Consider the following 26,192-nt stretch of genomic DNA (forward strand, 5'->3'; position numbering starts at 1 on the left):
TCCGGGGAAAGACTGATTCCGATGGCTGCGAGGGTGTCCTGCGAGTAGGCACGCCGTTTGGTGCCGGGGAGAGACGACGTGATCGCCCTGATGGGAGATCCAGGCGAGCGCGAGCTGCGCAAGGTGTCGCTCCGTGACGTGCGGCGAGCCCGGACGAGTTGCCGCACGTTCCGCTTGCTGTTCGCGAAGTTCTATTCCGATACCACCAGCGAGCCCAGGTGCCGTGCGCCAAAGGGCGGTTCGCCGAGGCGTCATGATGTGCGTACTTCTCGGGTGGTGAACGTGGAAGCCGACAACGTGGCAAGCGACCCGAGACGCACCAGCGCTTCTTCCGTGGCGTCGTCGGTGGGGTGGTAAGCCCAGATCTGGTGACCGTCGCTGTCGGGGAGTTCCAGCACGTGCTGGTTGAACACCAGCGCGCCGACCAGCGGGTGCCGGAACCGCTTGCGGTCGACGGCCTTCTCGTACACGTCGTGCTGCGCCCAGGCGGTGCTGAACACCTCGCTGGCCACGGCGAGCTCCCCCACCAGCCGCTCCAACCGGGCCGAACCCGCCGCGGAACCGGCGCCGGCGCGCAACGCCGCCACCATGCAGCGGGCCAGCTCCGACCAGTCGGCGAAGAACTCCTGGGCCCCCGGCGACAGGAACACCATCCGGGCGTAGTTCTCCCGGTGCTCCAGTCCCTCGTGAAGCACCTCGCCCAACGCGTTGGCGGCCACGATGTTGAGCCAGCGGTCCACCAGGATCGCGGGGACGGTCAACGAGCCGAGCAACGGCCGGACCGCATCCAGCCGCCCCGCTGCAAGAGGATCACCTACCGCGGCGTCGTCGTCGCCCGCGGCGAGTTCGCGCAGAAACCGCGACGAGGCGCGGTCCAGCAGCAAAGCCGCCGACAGCGCGTCCACCACCTTGCGCGAAGGGTGCCGCTCCCGGCCCTGCTCCATCCGCGCGTAGTAGTCCGTGCTGATCCCCGCCAGCATCGCGACCTCATCGCGCCGCAGCCCCGCCACCTGCCGGGCTCCGCCCGGCACGATGCACTGCTGCTCCGGACGCACCTGCTGGCGCCGCGCCCGCAGGAACACGCCCAGCGGGTTGTCCAGCTCCTTCGCCTCCCATGAGTCCATGAACCCACCGTAGGCAGCTCACCCGGCCCCCGGGTAGGAGCACAACACCCACCCCATCGACCCGACAACCAGACAGATCGTCCACTCGGCCAGGGCCAGGTATGAGCAGCAACGACGCTCGCTGCCAGTCCACTTCTCACGGTTCGTGGCGGCGGACGTTCTCCGGCTTCTTGTGCACGCGGCTCGAGTTCGCCACCGCTGACATCCCGGGCAGCCACCTCCGATGACCGGGCAGGGCCCTCAGGGGTTCCAGACCATCGTCTGCTGGTGCAGTCGGGCGCCGTGGTGGCGCACGCCGGGCACCAGCGGTGTCGGTCCGTGCCGGGTGAAGCCCATGCGTTCGAAGAACCGGACCGCTCGGGTGTTCTCGCTCAGCGTCTGCAGGTGGCAACCGGGCGAGCCGGTCTCGCGGAGCCGGTCGAACCAGCGGTGCATCAGCCCGTCGGCGGCGCCGGTCCCCCGTGCCAGGGGTGCGACGTTGATGTGCAGGTGCGCAGGCCACCGCGGGTCGTGGAAATCGCCTGCGGTGGGCCGGCGGCGGATCGCCGCCGAGGCCATGTCCACCAGTGCGCGGCCGAAGAAGCCCGCGGTCGCGGGGCGCAGCATCAGCCGGTGGTTCCTGATGGCCTGGTCCATGCGCTTGCTCTCGCTGGGAAAGGCCGCGGTGTCCAGGCAGCCCGCCAGGTAGCCGGCCAACGCCCCGTCGGCGGTGGCGACCAGCAGCGACTCCGGCTCCAGATCCATGTAGGGGTCGAGGTAGACCGCCGCCTCGGACTCCTGGTGTCCCCACAGCGACGCCGACGGTGCCCCCTCGCCGGCGCGGCCGAACAGCTCCCGCAGCTCCGCACGGTCGGACTCGGCGAAAGCACGAATCTCCATCACGCCCGGCACTCCCTTCCTCGTCGGACGCGCACAGTCTTGCAGTTCCCTGCGCACGATCGGCGAAAAGCGGTGGCGCGGCCTCGTAAAGTCGCGGTGATGAATGCGAATGCCGCGGAGTCCGTCCTGGTCAACTTCGTCTACTGCCACCCGGTCGGGCATGCGGTGGAGGCGTTGCAGCACTGCCTCGGGTTCCGCCGGGCCGATCCGTCGCGCCGAATCGGTGTGGTGCTCAAGGCCGACACCGCGGTCGATCTGGCCGAGTGGTGCCCGTTCATCGACGAGGTCTACACCGTCGACGTCGACGTGTTCGGCGAGCCGTCCCCCGACGTCCTCGCACACGTACCGCGTGACTGGGACTGGGTGCTCGACGACCCGCGCGGTCGCATGGACTGGCAGCGCGAGTTCTTCCCCGGTCTGGCCTCCTACTACGACCGTGCGGCCCAGCACTTCCGCGCCGCCCGGGAGCACCTCGTCGTCGGCGCACCCCGGCCCGCGTACACGCCCGGCAACCGGCTGGAGTTGCAGCTGCCCGCCGAAGCCCGTGCGGCCGCGGCCGCACGGATGCCCCACGGCTCGCCCACCATCGCCGTCCTGCCCGCCGGCAGCGACCAGCGGTGGATGTATCCGTCGCTGGAGTCGTGGAAGCGGATGCTGTCGGCCCTGGCCCGGCGCCACCCCGAGGCGCGGTTCTGCTTCGTGGGCAAGCTCGTCGACGACGGGCGCAGCACCACGGGGTTCAGCCGCGAGGAGTTCGACGAGTTGAGCGCGGTGGTGCCGACCACCGGTTCGGCCGTGGACGTGCCGCTGGCCGAGCAGCTCGCGGCGGTGCAACGCTGCGATCTGCTGCTGTCTCCGCACACCGGTTTCGCGTTCGCGGCGATGGCGGTCGGGACGCCGTGGCTGGCGCTGGCCGGCAACAAGTGGGCGGAGTACTACTTCAACCCGGGAGTGCCGTTCTACTCGGTGCTTCCCGACATCGACCGCTTCCCGTGCTACGTCATGCTCGGCAACGACCCCGAGCCGGTGCAGGACGACGGACCGCGTTCACCGAGCATGTCGGCCGAACGCATCGAGGCCGACCTCGACGAGCTGGTGGCGGGCGCGAGCTGGCTGCTCAGCGGCGAGGCCGACTTCGACACGGCCATGACCGACCACTTCGCGCGCATCCACCGCATGTTCAAGGGCCGCACCGATGTCATGTACAGCGTGGACAACGTGCATGTGCGCTACCTGCCCGAATCCGGTCACCGCGCGGCCGAGGGCGCCCGGTAGACCAGCGAGTACCGCCAGAACAGGTGCCGGCGCAGCACTGCCCCGGGCAGTTCTGCCCGCGCCTGCTCGGTGATCTCGGTGAAGGTCATCGACGCCGGTTTCGTCGGGGCCGTCATCGAGGCAGGGCGTCCCGTCTCGCCGCGACGCCGCCGTGCCCGGGTTTTCAGCCACCCCACCACCAGGTTCGCCGGAGCCGCTGCCGCGCTCAGCATCCGGTCGCCCGCTGTCCGCTCGCGGTAGACGCCCAGCACGACCAGCGTGCCGCCGGGCGCGAGTGCGTTGCGGAACCGGCGCAGCGTCGTGGTGAACGGCAGGTGGTGCAGGGTGGCGACGCACGTGATCACGTCTTGGTCGCCGGGGAGTTCGAGCTCGGTGACGTCGTCGGCGACGAAGTCGATGTTGGTGTATTCGCGGGACAGGCTGCGGGCGTGTTCGACGATCGAGGGGTCCCGGTCCACCGCCAGCACCTCGTCGGCACGCCCGGCGAGCAGCCGGGCGAGATCGCCGCTGCCGCACCCCACGTCGAGCGCGCGGGAGAACATCGCGGGCAGCCGCCGCAGGATCCAGGCGTGGTGGTGGGCGTTGTGGTCCCACGGATGTGCGGCGTTGAAGTGGTCCAGTGCCCTCAGAAGCGCGCCGGTCATCGCATCCGCCGGTCCAGCGCACGGGATTCGGTCGCCCCGGTGGGCACTGGCGGCTCGGTCATGATCGGCACGCTATCAGCGCGGCACCCGGCGCCCGGCGGGCTCAGGACTGGTCGGCCAGCGTCCAGTTGAGCTCGGTGCGCAGTGCGCTGGGATCCATGTCCGGGGCGGGTTCGACCAGGTAGACCTCCCACATCACCGGGCCGGGGGTCAGGCCCTGCCGCTGGATCCAGTCGCGCAGGCGCTCCCACGAGGAGCCCAGGCCGTCGAAACCGCCCACGTGGATGGTGCGGGCGACCCGGCCGCCGGGCAGGGTGCCGACGAAGACCGGGCCCTCGGGCTGCACGGCGCGGTCGGTGGGGAACCCGACCTCGATGTCGAGGATGTCGCCCGGAGGCTGGTGGTAGAGGCCGAACGCCGCGCCCGTCGGAGCCACGGACTGGGCGGCCAGCACACCGGCGATGGTGCTGAAGGAGTTGTCGAAGAAGTCCCGGATCGCGCTCATCGCCACGACATCGCGGATCGCGGCGGTGGTCACCGGTTCGACGACGAGCAGTTCCGGCTCGGTGGCGGCGTTGACCTCGGACATGGCTTTTTCCGTTCCCCCGGGACGATGGTGGGCGGGCAGGGCCGTCGGCCCGTCCCGCCCACGCAACTACAGATGCCACCCGAGCGCAAGACGCGGCACCCTCACGCGCTCACCCCGACCGCGTGGCCGATGGTGGCGGGCTCACCGAGGAAGTCCAGCATCGCGCGCGCGACGTCGGCCCGGGCGATCTCGTTGCCGGGCGGGCCGGTCTCGACGGTGTGGCGGTAGTGGCCGCGGCCGGGGTTGTCGGTCAGCTTCGGCGGTCGCACGGACGTCCAGTCCAGGCCGCTGTCGCGCAGCACCTGCTCCATCCGTTCCAGGTCGCGGTAGAGGTCGTCGAGGACCGCCCACAGCAGCGGCGAGAACACGCGACGGGCGAGCCACGTCTGACCGGCACCCGATCGGTTGAGCGGGGCGGCGCTGACGACGACCAGCCGCCTGACCTCCGTCGCGGTCATCGCCTCCACCACCGCCCGCGCCGAGGTGGAGGCCGGTTTGAGCGGGTCGCGGCGTCCGGCCGCGCCGATGCCGGAGACCACGGCGTCGGCGCCGGCGATGGCCGACTTCACCGAGTCGGCGTCGAGGGCGTCGGTGCGCACCACGGTCAGGCCGGCGTGCCGGGTGGCCACCTTGGCGGGGTTGCGGACGGCGGCGGTGACCTGGTGACCGTCGGACAGGGCGTGGGTGAGCAGGTGCTGCCCGACGCCGCCGGTCGCACCGAGCACGGTGATCTTCATCGGAGGTCGCTCCACAAGGGTGAGTAAGTACTCACCCACTATGGGTGAGTGTTCGCTCACCTGTCAAGGTAGGGTTGCGGGCATGACTGACGACGCCGCTGTGCCCGCGCTGACCGGCGGTGCGCTGACGCGGTCGCGCATCCTCGACGCGGCCGCCCGGCTGATGAGCACCGCGGGGATCGTGCGCACCACGACCAAGGAGATCGCGCGTGCGGCGGGATGCTCGGAAGCGGCGCTGTACAAGCACTTTCAGGACAAGGAAGAGATCTTCGTGCGGGTGCTGCACGAACGCGCACCGCGCCTGGCCCAGGCGGTCACCGAGCTGCCGGGTCGCGCCGGCGACGGGGACGTGGCCGGGCACCTGCGGGAGGTCGTCGGGATCGCCGTGGGCTTCTACCGCGAGTCGTTCCCGATGGCGGCCTCGCTGTTCGCCAGCCCGGAGCTGCTGGCCGCCCACCGGCGCAAGCTCGCGCCGGGCACCGGCCCCGAGGTCCCGACCCGGCACCTGGCCGACTACCTGCGCGCGGAGCAGCGCCTGGGGCGGGTCGCGGCCGACGTCAACGCGGACGCGGCGGCGACGCTGCTCATCGGCGCGTGCTTCCACCGTGCGTTCCTCGACCTGTTCTTCAGCTCCGCCGCGCAGGACGACGAGCAGTTCGCCGCCGACATCGTGCACGCGGCGCTCGACGGCATCGCCGCGGACAACAGCTGAGCGGGTGTGCGGCGGAAATTCGGGTGCACGATGGCGGGGCGTCCCGCTACTGTCGCCGCCATGCAGCGCGCTGGCATGACGACGACGCCGGAGAGTGTCCCGGCGCGCTGAACTGTTCGTATCCGAAGCCCCGGGGCGAGTGCCCCGGGGCTTCGGCCTGTGGTCACCCGCCCCTTGTGAGGAGACCACGATGCCCGACCACCGCAAGCTCGGCCGCGAGCTCGGACTGTTCGACAGCGACCCGCTGATCGGCGCGGGACTGCCCTACTGGCTGCCCGATGGCGCGCTCGTGCGCCACACCCTCGAGGAGTACATCCGCGACGCCGAGCGTCGCGCCGGCTACCGGCACGTGTACTCACCCGTGCTGGGCAAGCGGGAGCTCTACGAGATCTCCGGGCACTGGGACCACTACCGCGACGACATGTTCCCGCCCATGCGGCTGGGCGCCGAGCAGGTCGTCCTGCGTCCCAGCCTGTGCCCGCACCACGCGCTGATCTACCGCTCCCGCTCCCACAGCTACCGCGAACTGCCGCTGCGGATGGCCGAGCTGGGCGGGATGTACCGCTCGGAGCTGTCGGGAGTGCTCGGCGGGCTGACCCGGGTCCGGGCCATTCACCTCAACGACGCGCACATCTTCTGCACCCTGGAGCAGGTCGCCGAGGAGGCCGCGGCCGCCCTGGAGCTGATCCGCCGCGCCTACGACGCGCTGGGCATCCGGGCCGCCCGCTACCGGCTTTCCCTGCCCGGTGCGGGCGGAAAGTACGTCGCCGCCCCGCGGATGTGGCAGCGCGCGGCGGCGCTGCTGGTCGAAGTGCTCGACCGGTGTGGCGTGATCTACGAGTCCGTCGAGGGCGAGGCCGCGTTCTACGGACCCAAGATCGACGTCCAGGTCGCCGACAGCGCAGGCCGGGAGGCGACCCTGTCGACCGTGCAGGTCGACTTCCACCAGCCCGAGCGGTTCGACCTGCACTACGTCGGCGCCGACGGCGACCGGCACCGGCCGATCATGGTGCACCGCAGCATCATCGGCAGCGTGGAACGGGTGGTGGCGCACCTCGTCGAGCTGCACGGCGGCGCGTTTCCCGCCTGGCTCGCCCCGACCCAGCTGGTGGTGCTGCCGGTGTCGGAAGCCGAAGCCGAGCAGGCCCGCGCACTCGTGCGGCGCTGCCAGGAGCGGGGACTGCGCGCGGAGGTGGCCGGTCCCGAGCGAGGAAGCCTCGCAGCGCGCATCCGCGCAGCCCGGACCGTGCCGTACCAGGCGGTGATCGGCGCGAGGGAAGCCGCGGTGGACGAGGTCGCACTTCGGCTGCGTGACGGGCGCCGCCTGGATTCCCTGCCTGCGGCGGAGGTGCTCGCGCGCATCGGTGACCTCGTCGGTGCGCTCAGCACCGATCTCTGGCAGGTGTAAAGGCTCGGCTCCTGCTGGGGCGCTGTGATCCCCCGGCCACCCCCAGCAGGAGCGGTGCACGGCTCGCCCCAGGCTTTGATCATTTCGTCACCGTGACGAAGATCGTCGGAGTGACTGGATGTGCGTGATCGCGTCGAAATGTGCCGGTGTACGCACTCACGGCTGGTTTCAGTCGCGGGAAAGCCGCGATGCAGGGCCGGAGACAGGTCGTGGGTGTGGGCTCCGGCCAGCAGCGCATCTGCCCCTACAGTTTGGTCCCCGCACGGACCGGCCCCGGCATCCACGCGACAGTCCCGTGGTGTCCCGGGTCAGGTTGCCGCGTCGTCGGCGTAGTACAGCAGTTTCTCGAGACCCGCCATGGCCTGCCCCGCATCGTGCCGACCTTCGCGGAGGCCGTGGAGTGCTTGAAGCACCGCGGCCCGCAGCGTGCGGTTGTGTTCCTGCTCCGACTCGAGCTGTCGGGCGGTCTGTTGGAGTCGTTCGGTGGTGCCGGCGAGCCGCTCGGTGAGCTTGCCGAATTCGGCGTCGCGCTCACGCTGACGTTCGGCCCGTTGTTCTGCCGCGTCTTGCACTCGCCGGGTTTCTTCCCGTGCCGCCGCGACGGCCTGGTCGGCCTGGGTGCGCATCGCGTTGATCGTCGTCTCGGCGTCCCGGCGGGTTCGCCGCTGCTCGGCGGCCGTGCGCGCGGTGAGCTCGTCCACCTGCTGTTGCAGCCGGCGACTCGTGGCGCGTTGCACGGTGAGCTTGCGCTCGGCGGCGGTGGCGCGGGCGTCGGCTTTGGCGACTTGCTGCGCCGCGTCGAGCTCGGCCTGCGCGGCGCGGGCCTCGGCGGCGCTGGCGCGCTGCCGGACCTCCTCGAGCGTGCCCTGCATCCGTTCCCGAGCGCTGCGGTCCCGCGCCGCTTCCCGATGGGCTTCGGTGCGCTCGGCCACCGCCGAGTCTCGGTCGCGGCGCGCCTGTTCGGCCTCGGCGGTGGCGTCCGCGGCGAGCTGGGTCTGCTCGGCCTGCGCTGCCAGAGCCGCCTCTCGTTCGTCCCGGGCGTTCCGGGCGTCCCGTTCGGCGGCGGCGACCCGCTCCAGCAGCCCGTCACGCACCGCGGCCTGCTCCTCACGAGCGGCGGTGAGCGCCTGGGTCAGTTCGGCCAGCGGCTGGGTCCACTCCTGCAGTGTCGCGTCGAGGTCGTGCTGGCTGCGGCGGAGGGCTTCCAGGCCGGGCTCGTCGTCCTCGGCCTGGCGTGCCGCGCGGTCCGCGGCGGCCTTGGCCTTGCAGCTCTGCCCGTCCGGCCAGGTGAATTCCGCCGGGTCGCAGTAGGACGGCACCGGCCCACGGGAGCCTTTGCGGCGCACGACCCGGTCGCATCCCGGCGCCTCGCAGACTCGCCACCCGCGCTGCATCACGCCCTGACCAGCAACTTCTCCCTCAACAGTCACGTGATCATCCTAGCATAACCCGATCTTCGAGTTTCAAGTTTGAACGCAAACCCATTATTTCGGGTTTTGTATTCTGGGGTTGCTGACGGAACAGACAGTCCGTCCGCAACCCCAGAATTACGGCCATGATCGCCCCGTGAAAACATGGACCCCTGCCGCCCCGGCTTCAGATGAGTCGATGGCGCACAGGAAGCCCAGCTGAATTTCGTCACGTGACGCAGGAGGCAAGGTTCGGTGTCCGATTCCGTCGCCGGGGTGCGCCCGGAGCACCTGGCACGCTTGGCCGAGCTGGGGCGGGACCAGGCCGACCGCGCTTTCACTCCCGCTGAGCTGGCCGCCCACCTCGGCGTCGGTGCCGATTGGGCGCGACGGTTGCTGCGTACGCTGGTGGCCGCCGGGTGGGCGGAGCAGGCCGATGCGGTCCCGGCTCCACGGCGAGGACGGCCCTCTCCCCGCTTCCGTCTGACCGTCCCTCCGGACGACTCCGCTGTGGAGGCGGAGTTCGTGTGCGAGACCGCAGCGGTGGTCCCTGGCGGCTCCGGTGATCACCGGTTGCAGACGCTGGTGCGGGGCTGGTTGGAGACGACCTACAGCAACGTCGGTACCCGCCTCGCCTACGGCGACGCGCTCGGTCTGGACCGCACCCCCACCGCGGGCGACCGCGGCCCGTCCGGACGGCCGGGTGCCTACCGGCACCTGGCCTGGCTGCGCTGGTGCCGCGCGTCGCAGCGCGACCCGTTGCGGGTGATCAACGCCGACATCACCCGGTGGCAGATCGAGCTCACCCGCGCCGGGATGACCGCGGCCACCCGGGACAAATGGCTCAAGGCGGCCAAGAGCTTCTACGGCTTCCTCGTCGACCGCGAGCTGCTGCCGACCAACCCCGCCGCGCTGAGCCGCGCCCAGCGCACGCAGCTGGGCCTGTCCGGATTGCAGCACAAGACCCGCAAGCCGCTCGTGCTCACTCCGCGGCAGGTGCACGCGCTGCTGGCCGCCGCCGGCCGTGGTCGTCGAGGTCAGAGCCCGCTGCACACGCTGCGGACAAGGGCTCTGGTCGCCCTGTTCACGCTGGGCATGCGTGTCTCCGAGCTCACCGGCCTGACCCGCGACGCGCTGCACACCACCCACGGCCGCCGCGCCCTGCGCTACACGGGCAAGGGCGGCAAGGCCCACACCGTCTACCTCACCGCGCTGGCCGCCGACGCCCTCACCGACTACCTCGCCGCCCGCGACCGGGACACCGGCGACGCCCTGCCCGCGCGGCCCGGCCAGGTCCATGCCGGCCGCACCCCGCTGCTGGCCACCCGCGACGGCGGCTTCCTCGACCGACGCGACGTGTGGGCGTTGCTACGCCGCCTGGCCGCCACCGCCGGCCCCGAGCTGGCCGACCTCGCCGACGCGCTGCACCCGCACGCGCTGCGCCACTTCTACGTCACCACCGCCCTGGAGTCCGGTGCCCCCATCGACGTGGTCAGCGCCGACGTCGCCCACGCCAGCACCGAGGTCACCCAGCGCAGCTACGACCACGCCACCCGCTCCCCCGCCCGCAGCGCTGTCGACCTCGTGGCCGATGCCATCACCGCCGCCGGCACCCCGACCTCCGCCGAGACCGACAGGTTCGCCGCCGATCTGGCCCGGCTGTCGGATCCCGATCCCCTGGAACAACTCGACGCAGCCCACGCGCTGGCCCGCCACGCCAGCGACCATCCGGCCCTCGCGGCCGAGCTCCGCACCGCGCTGGCCGGCCGACTGGCTGAGACCGATGGTCTGCACCCCCGCGTGCACCAGGCGCTGCGCAGACTCCGGGAGACAACGTCGTCGCACTAGTGGAGAAGCGGGGTGGAAGCGCTGCGCTGGACGACGAGCGCAGCAACCACCGGCACGTTCGGGGCAAGACAGGGGTTGATTAGGCTCTCCGGGGGGCGCGACGGTGATCGGGTGGACCGGGTTCGGAGCCGTTGCCTAGCCTGACCGGGTTCGGACCGCGCCATTAAAGGGAGCCGCATGGCCAGGGCACCGGAAGCCCCCGACATCCTGTCACCGGAGTTCGCCGCCGACCCCTATTCCTCGTACCGCGTGCTGCGTGATGAGTTTCCGTTGTTGTGGCACGAACCGATGCAGTCCTACGTCGTCTCCCGCTACGAGGACGTTCAGCGCGCGTTCCGCGAGCCCGCGTTCACCACGCGGAACTACGACTGGCAGCTGGAGCCGGTGCACGGCCGCACGATCCTGCAGATGGACGGCCGCGAGCACGCCGTGCGCCGCGCACTGGTGGCACCGGCGTTCAGGGGCAGGGAGCTGGACGAGAAGTTCCTGCCGGTGATCGAGCGCAACTCGCGTCAGCTCATCGACACCTTCCGTGCTCAGGGCCGCGTGGACATCGTCGCCGACTACGCGACCCGGTTCCCGATCAACGTCATCGCCGACATGCTCGGGCTGCGCGCGCAGGACCGCGGCCGGTTCCGCGGCTGGTACACCTCGATCATCGCGTTCCTGGCGAACCTGAGCCAGGACCCGGAGGTGACCGAGGCGGGCCTGCGGACCCAGCGGGAGTTCGCCGAGTACATGATCCCGGTGATCCGGGAACGCCGGAACAACCTCGGCGACGATCTGCTTTCCACCCTGTGCCGGGCCGAGATCGACGGCACGTCGATGAGCGACGAGGACATCAAGGCCTTCTGCAGCCTGCTGCTGGCCGCGGGCGGTGAGACGACCGACAAGGCCATCGCCAGTCTGATGCTCAACCTGCTGAACCACCCCGAGCAGATGGCCGCCGTGCGCAAGGACCGTGACCTGATCCCGCAGGCCTTCGCCGAGACCCTGCGCTTCTCCCCGCCGGTGCACATGATCATGCGCCAGCCCGCCGAGGACGTCGAGCTCTCCGGCGGAGCGGTGCCCGCGGGCAGCACCGTGACGTGCCTGATCGCGGCGGCCAACCGCGACCCGCAGCGCTATGCCAACCCCGACAGCTTCGACCTGTTCCGCACGGATCTGCCCACCAAGACCGCGTTCTCCGCCGCCGCCGACCACCTGGCGTTCGCACTGGGCAGGCACTTCTGCGTCGGCGCGCTGCTGGCCAAGACCGAGGTCGAGGTCGGCGTGAACCACCTGCTGGACGTGATGCCCGACGCGGTCCTGGAGCCGGGTGCCACCCCTGTCGAGCAGGGCGTGTTCACTCGCGGACCGGCGAGCGTGCCGGTGCGGTTCACCCCGGTGGCCTGAGCACAACGCGGCGGCGCCGACCGCGTCGTGTCGCCTCGGCACGACTGGCAGTGAACGGCCCAGGAGCCGGTTCACTGCCGGGGACGCGGTCAGAGCCAGCCGGGTAGTACGAAGAGGGTGAACGACAGCACCGGCGCGACCAGGATCATGCTCATGCCCCACACCATGAGTCCCTTGAACGTCGCGTCGCGGTCGTCCTCCGGGGTGCTGGCCACGACGAGCGCGCCGCTGGTGGAGAACGGTGAGGAGTCGACCACCGAGGAGGAGATCGCCAGGGCGATGATCAGGCCGACCGCGCCGACCTGGCCGGTGTGCAGGAAGGGCACGGCGAGCGGGATGAGGGCGCCGAGGATGCCGGTGGTGGAGGCGAAGGCGGAGACCCCGCTGCCGATGAGGCAGATGACGAACGCGGCCAGCAGCGGGATGCCGATGCCCGCGACGCTGTTGCCGAGGTGGTCGATGGTGCCCACGCTTTCCATCAGGCCCACGTAGGTGACCACGCCGCAGATCAGCAGCACGGTGGGCCAGGCGACCTCGGCGACGCACTTCTTGGTGGTCTGCGGCCACAGCAGGATCATGACGGTGGCGATGCTCATCGACAGCAGGCCCACGTCGAACTCCAGCACCAGCGCGCCGACGGCGAGCACGAGAAGTCCGGCGAGGGTCGCGCTCCGCTGCGTGTTGAGGGTGGTGACCTCGGTCAGCACCGCGGTGCCGGTGCGGGCGGTGGTGGTCGTGCCGCCTGGTTCGCCGGTGTGCTCGTCCTGCGGCAGCGCTTCGGTGGTGACGCGCCGGTCGAGCAGTTTCCTGCCGCCGAACAGGAAGAACACCACGATGCTCAGCAGCGTGTTGAACAGCAGGGAGCTGATCCACAGCAGGACGGGGTTTCCGGGCAGTCCGCTGCGTTCCACGACACCGTTGGTGATGCTGCCGAAGATGCTGATGGGTGAGAAGCCGCCCGCGCTGGCGCCGTTGATGATGAGCAGTCCCATCAGCATCGGGCTGATGCGGTAGCGGGCGGCGAAGTTCAGCCCGATCGGTGCCATCATCGCCACCGCGCCGGGCACCACCGCGCCCACCATCGTCAGCAGGCCGGTGACCAGGAACATCACCCAGGGGATCAGGGCGATGCGTCCTCGAACGGCGCGTACTCCGGTGTGGACCAGCCAGTCGACGGTGCCGTTGTACTTGGCGATGGCGAACAGCAGGGTGACGCCGACCAGTACGACGAACAGGTCACCGGGGAAGCCTGCGAACACGTCGTCCTCGGAGGTGCCGAACACGAACGTGCCGAGCAGGAAGGTGCCGAGGAAGGCGACCGCGCCCATGTTCACCGAGCGCAGGGTGGCGCAGAGGAAGATGAGAACCAGGCCGATGATCGAGATGATTTGGGTGGACATCGAGGCTCCTCGAGGCAGACGTTGGCTCGCAGGGCTTGATGGGTTTGGCCGGATGTGTCTGGCGGTGGCGGCGGGTTCTGCCGGGCATCCGGCTTGTGCTGCTGTCCACCGCTTGCGGGATCGGTTCTCCTGGGTGCGGCGGCGTTACGACGGTGCGTTGCGGGTGGCCAGCGCTTCGCGCAGCAGCTCCACGGGGTGCCACGCGGTGCGTCCCGCGCCGTGGAAGATCTGCTGCCGGCACGACACGCCGGTCGCGGCCACGATCGTGTCCGCCGGTTCGGCGGCCAGCGCCGGGAGCAGGCGGTCCCGGCCGATGGTCATGGACGTCTCGTAGTGCTCGGCCTCGAAGCCGAACGAGCCGGCCATCCCGCAGCAGCCCGCGTCGATCTCGACGACCTGCGCTCCCGGGATCCGGCGCAGCAGGGCGAGCGTGGCGGCCGTGCCGACCTCGGCTTTCTGGTGGCAGTGACCATGGAAGACGATGCGCCGCCCGGCGAGCCAGGAGTCGGCGCGCAGGGGCAGCCGTCCTGTGTCGACGGCGTCGGTGAGCAGTTCCTCGACCTGTTTGACCCGAGCCGCGACGGCGTGTGCCGCCTCGGTGCCGGGCAGCAGGGCGGCGTGCTCGTCGCGCAGCATGAACACGCACGACGGTTCGCAGCCGACGATCGGTGAGTCCGGTCCGGTGTCGGTGGCAAGCGAGCCGACCAGCGCCGCGGCCTTCTTCTTCGCGTCGTCCAGCATGCCTTTGGACAGGCTGGACCGTCCGCAGCAGCCGCCTCCGGCGAGCTCGACGCGCCAGCCGGAGTGCTCCAGCAGTTCGATGGCCGCCTGGCCGATGTGCGGCTCGGTGAAGGTGGTGAACGAGTCGGCGAGCCAGGTGACCGTGCCCAGCGGTGCCGGGGCGTCGTTGCGCTGGTGGCGGCGGAACCACCGCAGCAGGCTGGCCCGCTGGAACGTCGGCAGCGGGCGGGCGGCGGTGATGCCGAGGGCTCGCTGCATGAGCCGGCGCAGGAATCCGGTGCGTCCGGGCAGGTTCGACAGCGGAGCGGTGGCCGAGCCGATCCGGTTGAGCAGGCGGATCGAGGCGAACAGGCGTGAGCGCAGCGGCACGCCGTGGATCTGGTGGTGGTGCGCGAGGGTTTCGGCTTTGAGCGAGGACATGTCGACGCTCATCGGGCATTCGCTCTTGCATGCCTTGCACATCAGGCACAGGTCGAGGATCCCGTGCAGCCGCTCGTCGCCCAGGGCTGCGTGCGGGTCCGGTTCGGACAGCGCCTTGACCAGCGCGTTGGCGCGGCCGCGGGTGGAGTGCTCCTCGTTTCTGGTCGCGATGTAGGACGGGCACATCACGCCCGAGGTGGACTTGCGGCAGGCGCCGATGTTCATGCATCGGTCGGCGGCGGCGCGCATGCCTCCGACGACCTCGAAGTCCAGGGTCGTGCGAAGCGGCGCGGCGGGTGGCAGGGCGTCGCGGTCGCGCAGGTTGTCGGTCATCGGGGGCGCGTTGACGATCTTGCCCGGGTTCATGACGTCGCGGGGGTCGAACAGGCGCTTGACCGCGCGCATCAGCTCGTAGAGGTCGTCGCCGAAGATCTGCCGGTTGAACTCGCTGCGGGCCAGGCCGTCGCCGTGCTCGCTGGAGTTCACCCCGCCGTATTCGGCGACGAGGTCCTTGACGGCTTCGGCGACGGCGCGCATCCGCTCGACCTGGTCGGGGTCGGTGAGGTCGACGAAGGGGCGGATGTGCAGGCAGCCGACCGAGCAGTGGCCGTAGAAGCCGGCCTCCATCCGGTGCTCGTCGAGGATCTTGCTGAACCGCTCGGTGTACTCGGCGAGGTGCCGCGGGTCGACGGCGGTGTCCTCGACGAAGGCCAGCGGGCGGCGGGTGCCCTCGCCGGCGGCCATCAGCAGGCCGAGGCTGGACTTGCGGACCTTGAGCAGCGCTGCCTGTTCGGCGGGTGTGACGGCGCGCAGCGTGTGGTATCCGTGGCCGTTGCTCTGCCACAGGGCGTCGAGCCGGTCGAGCTGTGCGGTCAGCTCCGCTTCGTCGTCGCCGGTGAAGGACACGAACAGCAGTGCGCCCGGGTCGCCGACCAGGACGTCGCCGAGCTCGGCGAACTCGATCTTCTGCCGCGACAGTTCCAGGATGGTGCGGTCCATGAGCTCGACCTGGTGGGGGTGGCAGCTCAACGCGTCGGTGGTGGCCGAGATGGCGCCCGCGGTGTCGGTGAAGTGGCCGACGGCGTAGACGGTGCGCGCGGGTTTGGGCACCAGGTCGACCAGGGCGCGGGTGGCGACGACCAGCGTGCCTTCGGCTCCCACGACGAACTTGGCCAGGTCGAACGGTGTGCCGGAGTCCGCCAGCCGGTCGAGCCGGTAGCCGCAGGCTCGGCGCCAGAACGCCGGCATCCGGGAGGTGATGGTGTCCTCGTTGCCGGTGACCAGGTGCGGAAGCTCCCGGTAGATGCGGCCCTCGAGGGTGTCGGCGGCGGCCCGGCGTTGCCGTTCTTGCTCGTCGACGGGTTCCAGCCGGGCTCGTGATCCGTCGGAGAGCACCACGTCCAGGGCCCGCACGTGGTCGATGGTCATGCCGTAGGTCAGCGAGCCGCTGCCTGCGGAGTTGTTGCCGATCATCCCGCCGATCGTGGCGCGGTTGCTGGTGGAGGTGTCCGGGCCGAACATCAGCCCGTGGGCCGCGGCGGCCTGGTTGAGCTGGTCCTGCACGACGCCGACCTCCACCAGTGCCGTGCGCTCGACCGGGTCGATGTCGATGATCTGGTTCATGTGCCGGGACAGGTCGAGCACCAGGCCGGGGCCGACGGTCTGGCCGACCAGGCTCGTGCCCGCGCCCCGGGGCACGATCGGCACGCCCAGCTGCCCGGCGGTCTTCACCGCCGCGGCGACGTCGCCGGCGTGGCGCGGGAACACGACGCCGAGCGGGGTGATCGAGTACATGCTGGCATCGCGCGAGAAGAGGTGGCGGGTGTAGTCGTCGAAGGCGACCTCGCCGTCCAATGCGCTACGCAGCGCTTGTTCCAGGCGTGGGCTGACGGTGTCGTGGGTGGGGGCTGCGTCGGAGGTGGGGGCGGTCATGGAAGTCCTTCCGGCCGTTGTCGTGCCGCGGCCGGCGCGTCGGCGGCGCCGGGTCGTCGGCCTCGTCGTCGGATGCCGTGGCACCGCGTCTCACTCGGTGCGCAACACCTGCAGGGCGGCTTGGAGCCCGGCGGGGTCGACGCGCACCCCTGCCAGCTCGAGTCCCATCTGGACGCCGGCGAGGGTGCCGGCCAGCGTGAGGTCGTTGATGTCGCCGAGGTGGCCGATCCGGAACACGTGTCCGGCGAGCTTGCCCAGCCCGGTGCCCAGCGACATGTCGAAGCGCTCGAGGATGATCCGGCGGACCTCGTCGGCGTCGTGGCCCTCCCCCAGCAGCACGGCGGTCAGGGAGCTGGAGTACTCGCGTTCGTCGGCGCACAGGACCTCCAGGCCCCATCCGCACACGGCGGCCCTGGTCGCCGCGGCGTGCCGGTCGTGGCGCGCGAACACCGCGGGCAGTCCCTCCTCGTCGAGCAGGTCCAGCGCTTCGCGCAGGCCGTAGAGCAGGTTCGTCGCGGGTGTGTACGGGAAGTAGCCGCGGCGGTTGGCTTCCAGGATGGGCGTCCAGTCCCAGTACGACTTGGGCAACCGCGCTTTTTGCGCGGCGGCGAGGGCTTTGTCGCTGACCGCGTTGAAGCCCAGGCCCGGGGGCAGCATCAGGCCTTTCTGCGAGCAGCTCACCGTGACGTCCACGCCCCACTCGTCGTGGCGGTAGTCGATGGAGGCCAGCGAGGAGATCGTGTCGACCAGCAGCAGTGCGGGGTGGGCGGCCTCGTCGATGGCCGCCCGGATCTCGGCGATCCGGCTGGTGACTCCGGTCGAGGTCTCGTTGTGGACCACCATCACCGCCGCGATGTCGTGGTCGGGGTCGGCGGCGAGCCGTTCGGCGACGAGAGCTGGGTCCACACCCCTGCGCCAGTCGCCGGGGACGAAGTCGACGACCAGGCCTAGTCCTTCTGCCATGTCGCGCCACAGGGTCGCGAAGTGGCCGGTCTCGAAGGCCAGCACGCGGTCGCCGGGCGAGAGGGTGTTGACCAGTGCCGCCTCCCAGGCTCCGGTGCCCGAGGAGGGGTAGATGAGGACGGGACCGCTGGTGGCGAACACGGGCCTGACCCGTTGCAGCAGGTCCAGTGCCATGTCGGCGAAGTCGGGCCCGCGGTGGTCGATCGTGGGCCGGGCCATGGCCCGCAACACCCTGTCGGGCAAGTTCGTCGGTCCGGGGATCTGCAGGAAATGCCGTCCACTGTGAGCGGTCACTGAACCCAGCCCCATTCTGTGCCGTGATATGGCACGCTGTGCCGCATAAAAGCGCAGCGAGGGTAAGGACCGGTCGTGGAGGAGTCAAGGCAGTGCGCAACGTTGTGAACACGCTCCGGGTGCTGGAGGAGGTCGCCGCACGGCAGCCGATCGGCGTCGGCGAGCTGGCCCGGGCCGTGCAGATGCCCAAGAGCTCGGTCCAGCGGGCGCTGGTCACGCTCAACACCGCAGGGTGGATCCGGCCCGCCTCGGGCGAGTCCCGGCGGTGGGTGGTGACGACCAAGGCGTTGGCGGTCGGCGGCCGCGCGAGCGCTGACCTCGGCCTGCGCGACGCCGCCGTGCCGATCATGGAGGACCTGCGGCAGCGCACCGAGGAGACCATCCACCTCACGGTTCCCGAGGAGGGCAAGGTCGTGCTGATCGAGCGGCTGGAGACCTCCAAACCGGTGCGCATCAGCATGGCCCTGGGCCACGCGCTTCCGTTGCACGCCTCGGCCAACGGCAAGGCGGTCCTGGCCAACAGCGGTCAGGAGGTCCTCGTCCGCCTGCTCGCAGGCGAACTGCCGCGCTACACCGACAACACCGTCACCGACCCGGACCGGCTGCAGGCCGAGCTGGCTCGGGTCCGGGAACGCGGGTACGCGGTCAACCGCGGGGAATGGAGGATCGACGTCGGTTCGGTCGCGGCCGCGGTCCTGGAGGCGCCGGGGAAACCGGTCGCCAGCCTCAGCGTGAACATCCCGATGAGCCGGCTGGCCGGGGACGCCGAGGAGGTCTACGGCCTGGCGGTGAGCGAGGCGGCGGCCAAGCTCAGCGCGATGCACGGCCGCGCCGGTCCCGAGCTGACCGGATAGGTGGGCGCGTTCTCATCCGGGACCACGGAAAAAATGTGCTGATCGGGTCTGAGCGGACCGGCTATCGTGGCCGCCTTCGGCGCCCGCTGATGTCTGCGGGCGCTCAGCGGCCTCTGACCTGGAGCACGTGTGACCTCTACGCATCTGTTCGAGATCCAGCTCGGGGTCTATGCGACCGGCGACGACGTCGCGGGGCTGCTCAGCGGCTGCGCTCGACTGCTCGACGAGCGGTCGCTGCCGCATGACCTTCGCCTCGTCGGCCGGGAGCAGGACGCGGAGCACGAGCGGATGCCGCTGGCGCAACGCTATGCGGATCTGGCTCACCAGTGGAAGCTCACGCACCCCGATGCCGATGCCGGTGCGCGCGACTTCTTCGAGATCCAGGTCGGTCTCCATGCGTCCCAGACGGAGATGGACTCCGTGCGTGAGGCGCTCACGCGAGTCGTGTGCCCCGATCCGGAACACCGCTCCCCCTGCCCCATCCCCTGGGAGTCCGCCTACTCGGGTGTGGAACAGGCGGATGTGGCCGAGCGGTACGGGCATCTGCGTTCCCGCTGATACAGCCGATTCGCGACGCCAGGATCGCGCTCGCCCGCGACGTTCTGCGGTGGCCGGCTCGGCGTGTCGAACGATGACTCCGCCGCAGGCGCGCAGTCACGGAGGCGGTTGGTCCCTACGCTCGGCGGATGGTGAGGCTCGGGTTCGCGGTGGTCGGGGTGGGCGACCTCGCCCGCGCTGTGCGGTTCTGGACTTCGGCGTTGGATCTGGTGGCAAGCCAGGAGTGGGCCAGTGAGAACTGGCGGACGCTCGAGCACGCCGACGGGTCGGGGTCGGGCGTTGGCGCTGATGCGCAGCGAGTCGCCGGCCGAGGCGCGTCCGCGCATCCACCTGGATCTGTTGGTCGACACCACCGAGGAGCAGGAGGCCGAGGTCGAGCGGCTGGTGGCGCTCGGGGCGAGCCGGGTCGACTGGGGCCTCTACCCGCCGAACCCGGATTTCGTCGTGCTCGCCGACCCGGACGGCAACGTGTTCTGCGTCGTCGACCTGAGCCGCGCGCCGTCCGGCTGATGGTCAGCGGGCGGGGAGCTGGAAGTGCCAGATGAGCATGGCCGGCACCCCGGCGTTGGCGGCCTCGGCGGCCTCGGGCACGAGGTCGGTGAGGGACCACGGCCACAGCTCCCACGGGTCCAGGGTGCCGGGCTCGTCGGGTCGGGAGCGTGAGGTGTTGGTGAAGCGGGGTTCTTCGCAGCGCCGCGGTTGCAGCCCGGTCGGCAGGGCGGCGCGCAGGTAGTCGCCGACCAGGTGGCGGTGGGTGACCAGGCGGGCCGGTTGTCCACCGCAGGTGCGCAGGGCCGGGATGGAGCCGCGGGCGACCGCTTCGGGGTGCACGTCTGCGATCACCACGGATCCGCCGGGGCGCAGGACACGGGCGAACTCGGCCAGCACCGTGGTGAGGTCGGCAACGTGGGTCAAGGCAAGCGCGCACACGACCAGGTCGGTGCCGGCGTCGTCCACCGGCAGCCGATGCAGGTCGCCGTGGCGGAAGTCGGTGTGCGGCAGGTGCTTGCGAGCCAGGGCGAGCATGTCGGGCGAGCTGTCCACGCCGATGACGTGGTGGCCGAGCTCGGCCAGGCGCCGCGCGTAGCGTCCGGTTCCGCAGGCGGCGTCCAGAGCCGTTCCCGCGGGCAGCGCGCTGATGATGTTTTCGACCACCGGCTGGTCCAGGGCGAAGGCGGCGTTGGCCGGATCGTCGTAGGAGCGCGCCCACAACCGGTAGCCCTCGACGGTGTCGACGTGCTCGACCTGGACACCGGCGTGGGCCAGTGCCGGATCGTCGAGCAGGCGGCGGATCTCGGCGAGCCGGGCGTCCACGAAGCCGCGGTCGTGCTCCCCGGTGAACGCGCGAAGCAGGGCGATGCCTTCCAGGCCCAGCAGGTAGGCCAGCGGGTGTTCGTAAGTCACCGGCGTGAGGCTAGCCAGGCGCGCCTGCGGGGGCCACTGACTTCCCGGCCCGGGAATGTCAGGAAGGCCAGTGCTGCAGGGCGTTGTGCAGGGCGTCGATGACGCGTTCCCACGTGGCGGCGGGATCGCGGGCATGGGCGAAGCCGCCGTTGGTTTCCAGGCTGATGTAGCCGTGGAGGGTGCTGCGCAGCAGCCGCACCGCGTCGGTCGCGTCGGGTTCGGCGAGTCCGTAGCCGCGCAGCACGGCGTAGGAGATCTCCACGGCCCGCCGGTGACCGCTGGAAATGGCGACGGCGTCGGGGTCCAACGGGCTCTGGGTCGCCGCGTAGCGGCCGGGGTGTTCCAGCGCGTATTCGCGGTAGGCGTGGGCGAAGGCGGCCAGGGCGTCGCGTCCCGCGCGGCCCGCGACGGCGTCGGCGATGCGGTCGGTCTTCTCGCGCGCGGCCAGCACCGCGACCTGGGTGCGCAGGTCGCGCAGGCTGCGGACGTGGGAGTACAGGCTTGCGTCCTTGACGCCGAAGCGGCGGGCGAGCGCGGAGACGGTGAGGTTGTCGAATCCGACCTCGTCGGCCAGTTCCGCGGCCGCCTGCACCACCCGTTCGGTCGTCAGGCCGGCTCGCGCCATGCGTCGCTCCTGTCGTCGCCGGATCGGCTTGCGGTGTCCCGCGATCAGGGTAGCCGCCGGGGTGTGCGCGGGGCGGCCGTGCGGTTGCGGTGGTCGTGTGGCGCGGGAACCGTGCCGGCCAGGTCGGGGCGCGGCGGTGGGTGCGGGGTCGCTGGTTTACTGGCGGGTGCGAAAGGGAGTGGGACGATGAACGGCGCTGTAGCCGTCGCGGAAGGCTCGATCGGCGTGGTGCCGATGCGCATGTCGCACTTGGAAGGCGTCCTGGACCTGGGTTTCCGGGCTTTCGACGTGTCCGCGATGCCCTACACCTCGTGGTCGTTGTCGAGCGTGGCCGCGCATTTCGACGCACAGCCCGAGGCGTGCTGGGTGGCCGAGTCCGATGGTGCCGTGGTGGGGTTCGTGCTCGGGTCGATGTCGTTCGACGAGCGCGAGGACTGGGGCTATCTGGAGTGGATCGCGCTGGCTCCGCCCGCTCAGGGCAAGGGGGTCGCGAGCCGGCTGGTGGAGGCGTGCTGCCAGGCGCTGTTCGCGGCCGGGGCGGCGCGGATCATCACCGATGTCGAGGCGGGCAACCAGGCGTCGGAGCGGATGATGCGGCGCAACCACTTCAGCGAGGGGGTGACGGTGACGCTGCTGGTGCGGACGCGACCGGACGAGCCCGGCGGTGTGCGCCACCCCACCGCGCGCAGCAGGCCGGAGGATCCGGCGCGGGCGCGGCTGCGCGCGGTGGCGCGCCGGTCCGGTAGCTGAGGTTCCGCGGGCGCGTCGGTCCTTCGTGGACACGACGCTGCCGAGCGCGATGGGCGGTGACGGGGTCTGCCGTCATCGGTCGAAGCGGTCAGGCCCTGGTCATGGGCGGCAACGGTGAGCACTCGCACAGCTCCACGCACCCAACCAGACTTACGCATCATTACCCATTGGGACAATTCAAGAGGATGTTAGGGAGTGATGTGGTAGCTTCGGCTCGCTGGGGTTGTTCGTCATCGAGGAGCCGGACCCATGACCGACATCTACCGATCCGAGGCGGGGGCGCGCCTGCTGCGCGAGCAGTACCTGGAGGCGCTGGAGCGCTGGCCGGTCGACAACGAGCGGTTGCGCGTGCCCACGCCCGAGGGCGAGACCTTCGTCGTCGCGTGCGGTCCGGCTACCGCTTCCCCGCTGGTGTTGCTGCACGGTTCGGGCGGCAACTCGGCGCAGTGGATGGACAGGATCGCCGAGCTCGCGGCGCGTTTCCGGGTGTATGCCGTCGACGTGATCGGCGAGCGCGGGCTCAGCGCCGGGTCCCGGCCGCCCGCGGACTCCGACAGCTACGCGGTGTGGCTGGATGCCGTGCTGGACTTCCTCGGGGTGCGGTGCGCGGCGGTCATGGGGTCTTCCCTCGGCGGGTGGCTGGCGCTGGACTACGCCACGCGGCGGCCGGAACGGGTGCGACGGCTGGCTCTGTCGTGCCCGCTGGGTCTCGGCAGGAGCAGGAAGGGATTCCTGATCGAGGCGCTGCTGCTCAGCGCGTTCGGTCGTCGCGGGCAGCGCAGGGCGGTGGCGCGGACGCTCGGTCCGGGGCTGTCGACGATGGACCCGGCGGCGGCCGAAGCGTTCGTCGAGCAGGTGCGTCTGGTGTCGAAGCACTACCGCTACCGCTCCAGCGCGCTCCCGGTTTTCGGTGACGAGGCGCTGCGCCGGCTGAGGATGCCGGTGCACGTGCTGTTCGGACGGCTGGACGTCATGGTCGACGCGGTGGAGTCCAAGCGGCGGCTGGAGGCCGCGGCACCGCACGCGACGGTGCGTCTGCTGCCCGGCATCGGTCACTTCATTCCTGACCACAGCGAGGTGGAGCTGGAGTTTCTGACCGGCAGCCAGTGCGTGTGAGGCCGGGCTGTGCGGGTTCGGCCGGCTGGTCGTGCGGGGTCAGTGCCGGAGCGAGGTGGCCGCCGTTGCCGTCGGCCAGGGCTGCGAGCCGCAGGTAGGGCTCCAGCGTGGTGGGATCGGCGGCGGTGGCCATCTCGTTCTCGGTCATCCAGGCTTCGAGCATGATCGAGTGGCCGAGCAGGACGTCGACGCCGCCTGCTCGCGGTAGTGCGGCGTGGGCGATCGCGGTGGCCGCTGCCTGCACGGGCCGTGGGTCCACGTGGTCGTCGGCGGGTGGGCCGAAGGCGAACTTGAGGACCTCGTTGAGGTCGACCGCGATCGGTGCGATGACGGCGAACTCGAAGTCGAAGACCGAGACGACCTGGCCGTCGCGCCAGAGCACGTTGCACAGGCCGAGGTCGCCGTGGTTGAGCGAGGCCGGCGCGCCGGGCAGCGCTGCCCAGAACCGGTCCATCGCCTCGTCCAGGCCGCACAACTGGTGTTCGTCGAGCAGTCCGGCCGCGCCGAGACGGCGCAGCGTGGCGGCGGCTTCGCCGGGCGTGGCGGGGAAGAACGGCGAGCGGGACCGGGCGTGCGCGGCGACTTCGGTGGGGTCGAGGTGGTGGACGTGCTCGACCCGTTCCCACACCTGTCGCAGCGCGTCGGCGCGCTGCTGCGGGTCCAGCCGTGGCCAGACGTCTTCGAGGTTCTCGGCCGGGATGCGACGGCTGAGGACCCATTGGTGGCCGTGCAGCACGCCGTGCTCGACCACGTCGGGGTAGCCGACCTGCGCTGGCAGGAGCCGTGCCAGCCGTGCCTCGCGGAGCAGGTCGGCGGGGCCGGGCCGTTGGGCGACGCGGATGACGAGCTCGCCGGCGAGCCAGGTCGCGTTGGTCCACCCGATGGCGCGGATCGCGGTGGCGAAGTCCTGGCCGTGGGCGGTGAGCACGTCCGCGGCGACGCGTGCGGCGGCCGGCTGCGGGCGCATCTGGTCGTGCTGGGTCATGGTGGGCAACCTACGGGTGCGGTCGCCACGGCGCTCCTGCTTTTCACCCCGTTCCGGCGTTGTCGCGGCCGTCCTCGCGGAGCTGGCCCGTGTGGCCGGTGGCGGGGTCGTCGTGGCCGGTGGCGGGGTCGTCGTGGCCGGACTTGGCGTGTTTGTTGCTGCGGCGGCGGACTTCCCGGCCCGCGAGTCCGATGGCGACCAGCACCGGGACCCAGTACTTCGCGGTCGCGACCACCGCCAGCAGCCAGCCCGGCAACGCGAAGTCCGGCCAGTCGATGTCGGGCCACGGGATCTGTGGCAGGTCGATGTCGGGCCAGGGGATGTCGGGCAGGTCGAGGCGCGGAAGGTGGGCGCCGATCCAGTCCAGAACGTGGCGCAGGAGGACCTGGAAGAGCACCGCGACGCCGAGCAGGCCGAGCGCGACCTTGGCCACCGCGAGCACGACGTGGCGCGCGGCGTAGGTCTTGGGGTGGTCGCGCTGGAAGGCCAGCAGCCGCGCGGCGAAGGTGCCCGGCGGTGGGGCGAACAGGTGGCGTTCGGCGCGGGCGAAGCCCGCCAGTTCGGCCACGCCCTTGGGCATCGCGGTCAGGGGGTCGTCGGGCGGAGTGTCGCTGGTCGTGCCGGCGGGCGTGTCCCCCGCGTTTTCGGCGGTCTCGCCGGATTCGGTGTCTTCCTGGGGTTGGGGGACCAGCAGGAGTGCTTTGCTGATCACACCGGGCAGGGCGCTGAGCACGAGCACGCTCGGCGCGCCGGCGTCCTCGCCGGGCTGTTCGCCGTCGGCGGGGAGCCGGATCAGCACCCGACCCACGGCGGAGGCGTCACCGATCGGCGTCCCGTCGCGCAGGAGGACGACGTGCGTGCGCAGTCCGGCGCGCCGCGCGGTCAGTTCCAGGAGCGATCCGCCCCAGTGCAGGCGGTGGGGGGCGGTGCGGGAACCGGCGTGATCGGACATGCCTCCATTAATAGAGCGATCGCTCGGGTTTTTCAAACGAGGTCCGCTGACCTGCGAGTTCCGGCTGTTGCGGCGTCCTGCCCGGCCGCGGGTAGGACGCCGTTCAGAGGTGGCTGAACCAGTCGCGGACGGCCGCGACTCCCCCGGTGCTGAGCGCCGCCATCAGCGCGATGCGGGCATGCGAGGCGCTCAGGTCGCGGGCGCCGATCGCGCCGACCTCGGCCGCCAGGCCGGCGCCCAGGGGCAGTTGGCCGAGATCGAGCGCGCGGGTCTCACTGTGGGTGGCGACGACCACGGGGATGTCCCACTCGACGAGCTCGCTGATGGTGGTGAACAGCTCGACGGGGACGTTGCCCATGCCGGTGCCCTCCAGCACGACGCCCCGCGCTCCGGCGTCCACCGCCGCGGTCAGCAGCATCGGGGTCATGCCGGGATGGGTTTTGATCAGCGCGACGTCGGTCTCGGGCAGGCCCAGCGTGCGCGGTGGCCGCTGCGGTGCAGTGCCGAGCAGTTCGACGCGGCCGTCGACGACGTGCCCGAGCCGCGGGTGCGGGCCGGAGGTGAACGACGCGGCCCGCCAGGGGTCGGTGAGCCGCGCCCACCGCGCCGCGTGCAGCTGGTCGCCGGCGCAGACCACCGCGCCCAGACCGCGCAGCGCCGGGTCGGCGGCGGCGCGCAGGGACGCGGTCAGGTTGGCCGGGCCGTGGCCTTCGGGCTCGTCCCACCCGAAGCCGGCGCCGGTGAACACGATCGCGCCCCTGCCTGCGGCCGGGCCGGCCGTCAGGTCGGTGAGAAAGGCGGTTTCTTCAAGGGTGTCGAGGCCGTGGGTGACCACGACGCCGTCGTAGCCGTCCTCCAGCACCGCGGCCCGCACCCGGCGGGCGAGGGCGAACATCGTCGACGGTGAGGCGTCCCAGCTCGGCTCGGCCATCACGTCCTCGGCGGCGGCTTCGGCGACCACCGTGTCGGGCAGGTCGGCCAGCAGTTCGGCGCCGGAGGCGATGCTGGGGCCGGACTTGCGGTAGGCGAGTGTGTCGCCGGTGGCCACGAGCAGCACGCGTGTCATCGCAGGGAACTCCCGGTGTCGGGTCGGGTGCGGGATCAGCCGTCGGCCGAGGCGTTGTGGTCGATCTTGCCGGATTGCCGGCCCACCCGCCTGGGCGGCCGACGGAGGGCGG

At 71.1% G+C, this 26,192-nt stretch carries 24 protein-coding genes; 10 read left to right on the forward strand and 14 right to left on the reverse strand.

The window, feature by feature from the left end:
* Positions 1 to 251 precede the first annotated feature (251 nt).
* Together HUO13_RS20675 and HUO13_RS20680 are read right to left on the reverse strand one after the other, a co-directional pair.
* Entirely contained in the window at positions 252 to 1,124 is an 873-nt protein-coding gene (locus HUO13_RS20675) for a helix-turn-helix domain-containing protein (RefSeq protein WP_211896769.1), read from the reverse strand.
* A gap of 240 nt (positions 1,125 to 1,364) precedes the next feature.
* Complete coding sequence (locus tag HUO13_RS20680; protein ID WP_249123902.1) at positions 1,365 to 2,003, reverse strand: GNAT family N-acetyltransferase; 639 nt, start codon at positions 2,001 to 2,003, stop codon at positions 1,365 to 1,367.
* 99 nt (positions 2,004 to 2,102) lie between these two features.
* Here HUO13_RS20680 and HUO13_RS20685 point away from each other — a divergent pair, with 99 nt between their 5' ends.
* Positions 2,103 to 3,278, forward strand: a complete 1,176-nt coding sequence (locus HUO13_RS20685; protein ID WP_211896770.1) for a glycosyltransferase family 9 protein — start codon at positions 2,103 to 2,105, stop codon at positions 3,276 to 3,278.
* Here HUO13_RS20685 and HUO13_RS20690 read toward each other — a convergent pair.
* From HUO13_RS20690 to HUO13_RS20700, 3 genes are all read right to left on the reverse strand, one after another.
* A complete protein-coding gene (locus HUO13_RS20690; RefSeq protein ID WP_211896771.1) occupies positions 3,251 to 3,922 on the reverse strand; it encodes a class I SAM-dependent methyltransferase in 672 nt (223 codons plus the stop codon). The two genes, HUO13_RS20685 and HUO13_RS20690, sit on opposite strands and share 28 nt — an antisense overlap.
* 103 nt (positions 3,923 to 4,025) lie before the next feature.
* Complete coding sequence (locus HUO13_RS20695; protein ID WP_211896772.1) at positions 4,026 to 4,511, reverse strand: GyrI-like domain-containing protein; 486 nt, start codon at positions 4,509 to 4,511, stop codon at positions 4,026 to 4,028.
* Positions 4,512 to 4,612: 101 nt separating this feature from the next.
* Positions 4,613 to 5,248: an NAD(P)-dependent oxidoreductase gene (locus HUO13_RS20700; protein WP_211896773.1), complete on the reverse strand. Its 636-nt coding sequence runs from the start codon at positions 5,246 to 5,248 to the stop codon at positions 4,613 to 4,615.
* A gap of 82 nt (positions 5,249 to 5,330) precedes the next feature.
* Between HUO13_RS20700 and HUO13_RS20705 the strand changes: the two genes are divergently transcribed.
* Positions 5,331 to 5,960 (forward strand): TetR/AcrR family transcriptional regulator, encoded by a 630-nt coding sequence (locus HUO13_RS20705; RefSeq protein ID WP_211896774.1) that lies wholly within the window; start codon positions 5,331 to 5,333, stop codon positions 5,958 to 5,960.
* A gap of 190 nt (positions 5,961 to 6,150) precedes the next feature.
* Complete coding sequence (thrS, locus tag HUO13_RS20710) at positions 6,151 to 7,368, forward strand: threonine--tRNA ligase (protein WP_211896775.1); 1,218 nt, start codon at positions 6,151 to 6,153, stop codon at positions 7,366 to 7,368.
* Positions 7,369 to 7,676: 308 nt separating this feature from the next.
* On the opposite strand, the gene HUO13_RS20715 is transcribed toward thrS, so the two are convergent.
* Positions 7,677 to 8,798 (reverse strand): hypothetical protein, encoded by a 1,122-nt coding sequence (locus HUO13_RS20715; protein WP_211896776.1) that lies wholly within the window; start codon positions 8,796 to 8,798, stop codon positions 7,677 to 7,679.
* A gap of 234 nt (positions 8,799 to 9,032) precedes the next feature.
* Here HUO13_RS20715 and HUO13_RS38115 point away from each other — a divergent pair, with 234 nt between their 5' ends.
* Together HUO13_RS38115 and HUO13_RS20725 are read left to right on the forward strand one after the other, a co-directional pair.
* The gene (locus HUO13_RS38115; RefSeq protein ID WP_211896777.1) at positions 9,033 to 10,625 is read left to right on the forward strand and encodes a tyrosine-type recombinase/integrase; all 1,593 of its coding nucleotides are present in this window, start codon (positions 9,033 to 9,035) and stop codon (positions 10,623 to 10,625) included.
* Positions 10,626 to 10,802: 177 nt separating this feature from the next.
* On the forward strand, positions 10,803 to 12,020 hold the full coding sequence (locus HUO13_RS20725) for a cytochrome P450 (RefSeq protein WP_211896778.1): 1,218 nt from the start codon (positions 10,803 to 10,805) through the stop codon (positions 12,018 to 12,020).
* An 89-nt stretch (positions 12,021 to 12,109) separates the two neighbouring features.
* On the opposite strand, the gene HUO13_RS20730 is transcribed toward HUO13_RS20725, so the two are convergent.
* The 3 genes from HUO13_RS20730 to HUO13_RS20740 form a co-directional block, all read right to left on the reverse strand.
* Positions 12,110 to 13,420: an SLC13 family permease gene (locus HUO13_RS20730; RefSeq protein ID WP_211896779.1), complete on the reverse strand. Its 1,311-nt coding sequence runs from the start codon at positions 13,418 to 13,420 to the stop codon at positions 12,110 to 12,112.
* Positions 13,421 to 13,564: 144 nt separating this feature from the next.
* Complete coding sequence (locus HUO13_RS20735) at positions 13,565 to 16,513, reverse strand: FAD-binding and (Fe-S)-binding domain-containing protein (RefSeq protein WP_211896780.1); 2,949 nt, start codon at positions 16,511 to 16,513, stop codon at positions 13,565 to 13,567.
* A 90-nt stretch (positions 16,514 to 16,603) separates the two neighbouring features.
* Positions 16,604 to 17,785, reverse strand: coding sequence for a pyridoxal-phosphate-dependent aminotransferase family protein (locus HUO13_RS20740; protein ID WP_282973970.1), 1,182 nt, complete (start codon positions 17,783 to 17,785; stop codon positions 16,604 to 16,606).
* 77 nt (positions 17,786 to 17,862) lie between these two features.
* Between HUO13_RS20740 and HUO13_RS20745 the strand changes: the two genes are divergently transcribed.
* From HUO13_RS20745 to HUO13_RS37590, 3 genes are all read left to right on the forward strand, one after another.
* Positions 17,863 to 18,624 (forward strand): IclR family transcriptional regulator, encoded by a 762-nt coding sequence (locus HUO13_RS20745; RefSeq protein WP_211896782.1) that lies wholly within the window; start codon positions 17,863 to 17,865, stop codon positions 18,622 to 18,624.
* 129 nt (positions 18,625 to 18,753) lie between these two features.
* Positions 18,754 to 19,182, forward strand: coding sequence for a hypothetical protein (locus HUO13_RS20750; protein WP_211896783.1), 429 nt, complete (start codon positions 18,754 to 18,756; stop codon positions 19,180 to 19,182).
* Between the two features lie 231 nt (positions 19,183 to 19,413).
* Positions 19,414 to 19,692, forward strand: a complete 279-nt coding sequence (locus tag HUO13_RS37590; protein ID WP_432757759.1) for a VOC family protein — start codon at positions 19,414 to 19,416, stop codon at positions 19,690 to 19,692.
* Between the two features lie 3 nt (positions 19,693 to 19,695).
* Here the strand turns inward: HUO13_RS37590 and HUO13_RS20760 are convergent, their stop codons facing one another.
* Both HUO13_RS20760 and HUO13_RS20765 read right to left on the reverse strand, forming a co-directional pair.
* On the reverse strand, positions 19,696 to 20,586 hold the full coding sequence (locus HUO13_RS20760) for a class I SAM-dependent methyltransferase (RefSeq protein ID WP_211896784.1): 891 nt from the start codon (positions 20,584 to 20,586) through the stop codon (positions 19,696 to 19,698).
* Positions 20,587 to 20,644: 58 nt separating this feature from the next.
* Positions 20,645 to 21,211: a TetR/AcrR family transcriptional regulator gene (locus HUO13_RS20765; protein WP_211896785.1), complete on the reverse strand. Its 567-nt coding sequence runs from the start codon at positions 21,209 to 21,211 to the stop codon at positions 20,645 to 20,647.
* Positions 21,212 to 21,397: 186 nt separating this feature from the next.
* Here HUO13_RS20765 and HUO13_RS20770 point away from each other — a divergent pair, with 186 nt between their 5' ends.
* Together HUO13_RS20770 and HUO13_RS20775 are read left to right on the forward strand one after the other, a co-directional pair.
* Positions 21,398 to 21,961 carry a GNAT family N-acetyltransferase gene (locus HUO13_RS20770; RefSeq protein WP_211896786.1) on the forward strand — a complete coding sequence of 188 codons (564 nt, stop codon included), beginning with the start codon at positions 21,398 to 21,400 and terminating at the stop codon, positions 21,959 to 21,961.
* Positions 21,962 to 22,210: 249 nt separating this feature from the next.
* A complete protein-coding gene (locus HUO13_RS20775; protein ID WP_211896787.1) occupies positions 22,211 to 23,077 on the forward strand; it encodes an alpha/beta fold hydrolase in 867 nt (288 codons plus the stop codon).
* Here HUO13_RS20775 and HUO13_RS20780 read toward each other — a convergent pair.
* From HUO13_RS20780 to HUO13_RS20790, 3 genes are all read right to left on the reverse strand, one after another.
* Entirely contained in the window at positions 23,019 to 24,062 is a 1,044-nt protein-coding gene (locus tag HUO13_RS20780) for a phosphotransferase family protein (protein ID WP_211896788.1), read from the reverse strand. The two genes, HUO13_RS20775 and HUO13_RS20780, sit on opposite strands and share 59 nt — an antisense overlap.
* Positions 24,063 to 24,105: 43 nt before the next feature.
* Positions 24,106 to 25,014 (reverse strand): hypothetical protein, encoded by a 909-nt coding sequence (locus HUO13_RS20785; RefSeq protein ID WP_211896789.1) that lies wholly within the window; start codon positions 25,012 to 25,014, stop codon positions 24,106 to 24,108.
* A gap of 103 nt (positions 25,015 to 25,117) precedes the next feature.
* Positions 25,118 to 26,080 carry an asparaginase gene (locus HUO13_RS20790; RefSeq protein ID WP_211896790.1) on the reverse strand — a complete coding sequence of 321 codons (963 nt, stop codon included), beginning with the start codon at positions 26,078 to 26,080 and terminating at the stop codon, positions 25,118 to 25,120.
* Positions 26,081 to 26,192 lie beyond the last annotated feature (112 nt).

The organism is Saccharopolyspora erythraea, assembly GCF_018141105.1.
Taxonomy (GTDB): Bacteria; Actinomycetota; Actinomycetes; order Mycobacteriales; family Pseudonocardiaceae; genus Saccharopolyspora_D; species Saccharopolyspora_D erythraea_A.

Bases quoted from the DNA above. Each gene is read 5' to 3' on its own strand.
- HUO13_RS20680 (WP_249123902.1), bottom strand. From the start codon at position 2,003: ATGGAGATTCGTGCTTTCGCCGAGTCCGACCGTGCGGAGCTGCGGGAG.
- HUO13_RS20770 (WP_211896786.1), top strand. From the start codon at position 21,398: ATGAACGGCGCTGTAGCCGTCGCGGAAGGCTCGATCGGCGTGGTGCCG.
- HUO13_RS20735 (WP_211896780.1), bottom strand. From the start codon at position 16,513: ATGACCGCCCCCACCTCCGACGCAGCCCCCACCCACGACACCGTCAGC.
- HUO13_RS20775 (WP_211896787.1), top strand. From the start codon at position 22,211: ATGACCGACATCTACCGATCCGAGGCGGGGGCGCGCCTGCTGCGCGAG.
- HUO13_RS20765 (WP_211896785.1), bottom strand. From the start codon at position 21,211: ATGGCGCGAGCCGGCCTGACGACCGAACGGGTGGTGCAGGCGGCCGCG.
- HUO13_RS20785 (WP_211896789.1), bottom strand. From the start codon at position 25,014: ATGTCCGATCACGCCGGTTCCCGCACCGCCCCCCACCGCCTGCACTGG.
- HUO13_RS20690 (WP_211896771.1), bottom strand. From the start codon at position 3,922: ATGACCGGCGCGCTTCTGAGGGCACTGGACCACTTCAACGCCGCACAT.
- HUO13_RS20695 (WP_211896772.1), bottom strand. From the start codon at position 4,511: ATGTCCGAGGTCAACGCCGCCACCGAGCCGGAACTGCTCGTCGTCGAA.
- HUO13_RS20730 (WP_211896779.1), bottom strand. From the start codon at position 13,420: ATGTCCACCCAAATCATCTCGATCATCGGCCTGGTTCTCATCTTCCTC.
- HUO13_RS20675 (WP_211896769.1), bottom strand. From the start codon at position 1,124: ATGGACTCATGGGAGGCGAAGGAGCTGGACAACCCGCTGGGCGTGTTC.
- HUO13_RS20705 (WP_211896774.1), top strand. From the start codon at position 5,331: ATGACTGACGACGCCGCTGTGCCCGCGCTGACCGGCGGTGCGCTGACG.
- HUO13_RS20780 (WP_211896788.1), bottom strand. From the start codon at position 24,062: ATGACCCAGCACGACCAGATGCGCCCGCAGCCGGCCGCCGCACGCGTC.
- thrS (WP_211896775.1), top strand. From the start codon at position 6,151: ATGCCCGACCACCGCAAGCTCGGCCGCGAGCTCGGACTGTTCGACAGC.
- HUO13_RS20725 (WP_211896778.1), top strand. From the start codon at position 10,803: ATGGCCAGGGCACCGGAAGCCCCCGACATCCTGTCACCGGAGTTCGCC.
- HUO13_RS20700 (WP_211896773.1), bottom strand. From the start codon at position 5,248: ATGAAGATCACCGTGCTCGGTGCGACCGGCGGCGTCGGGCAGCACCTG.
- HUO13_RS20685 (WP_211896770.1), top strand. From the start codon at position 2,103: ATGAATGCGAATGCCGCGGAGTCCGTCCTGGTCAACTTCGTCTACTGC.
- HUO13_RS20740 (WP_282973970.1), bottom strand. From the start codon at position 17,785: ATGGGGCTGGGTTCAGTGACCGCTCACAGTGGACGGCATTTCCTGCAG.
- HUO13_RS20790 (WP_211896790.1), bottom strand. From the start codon at position 26,080: ATGACACGCGTGCTGCTCGTGGCCACCGGCGACACACTCGCCTACCGC.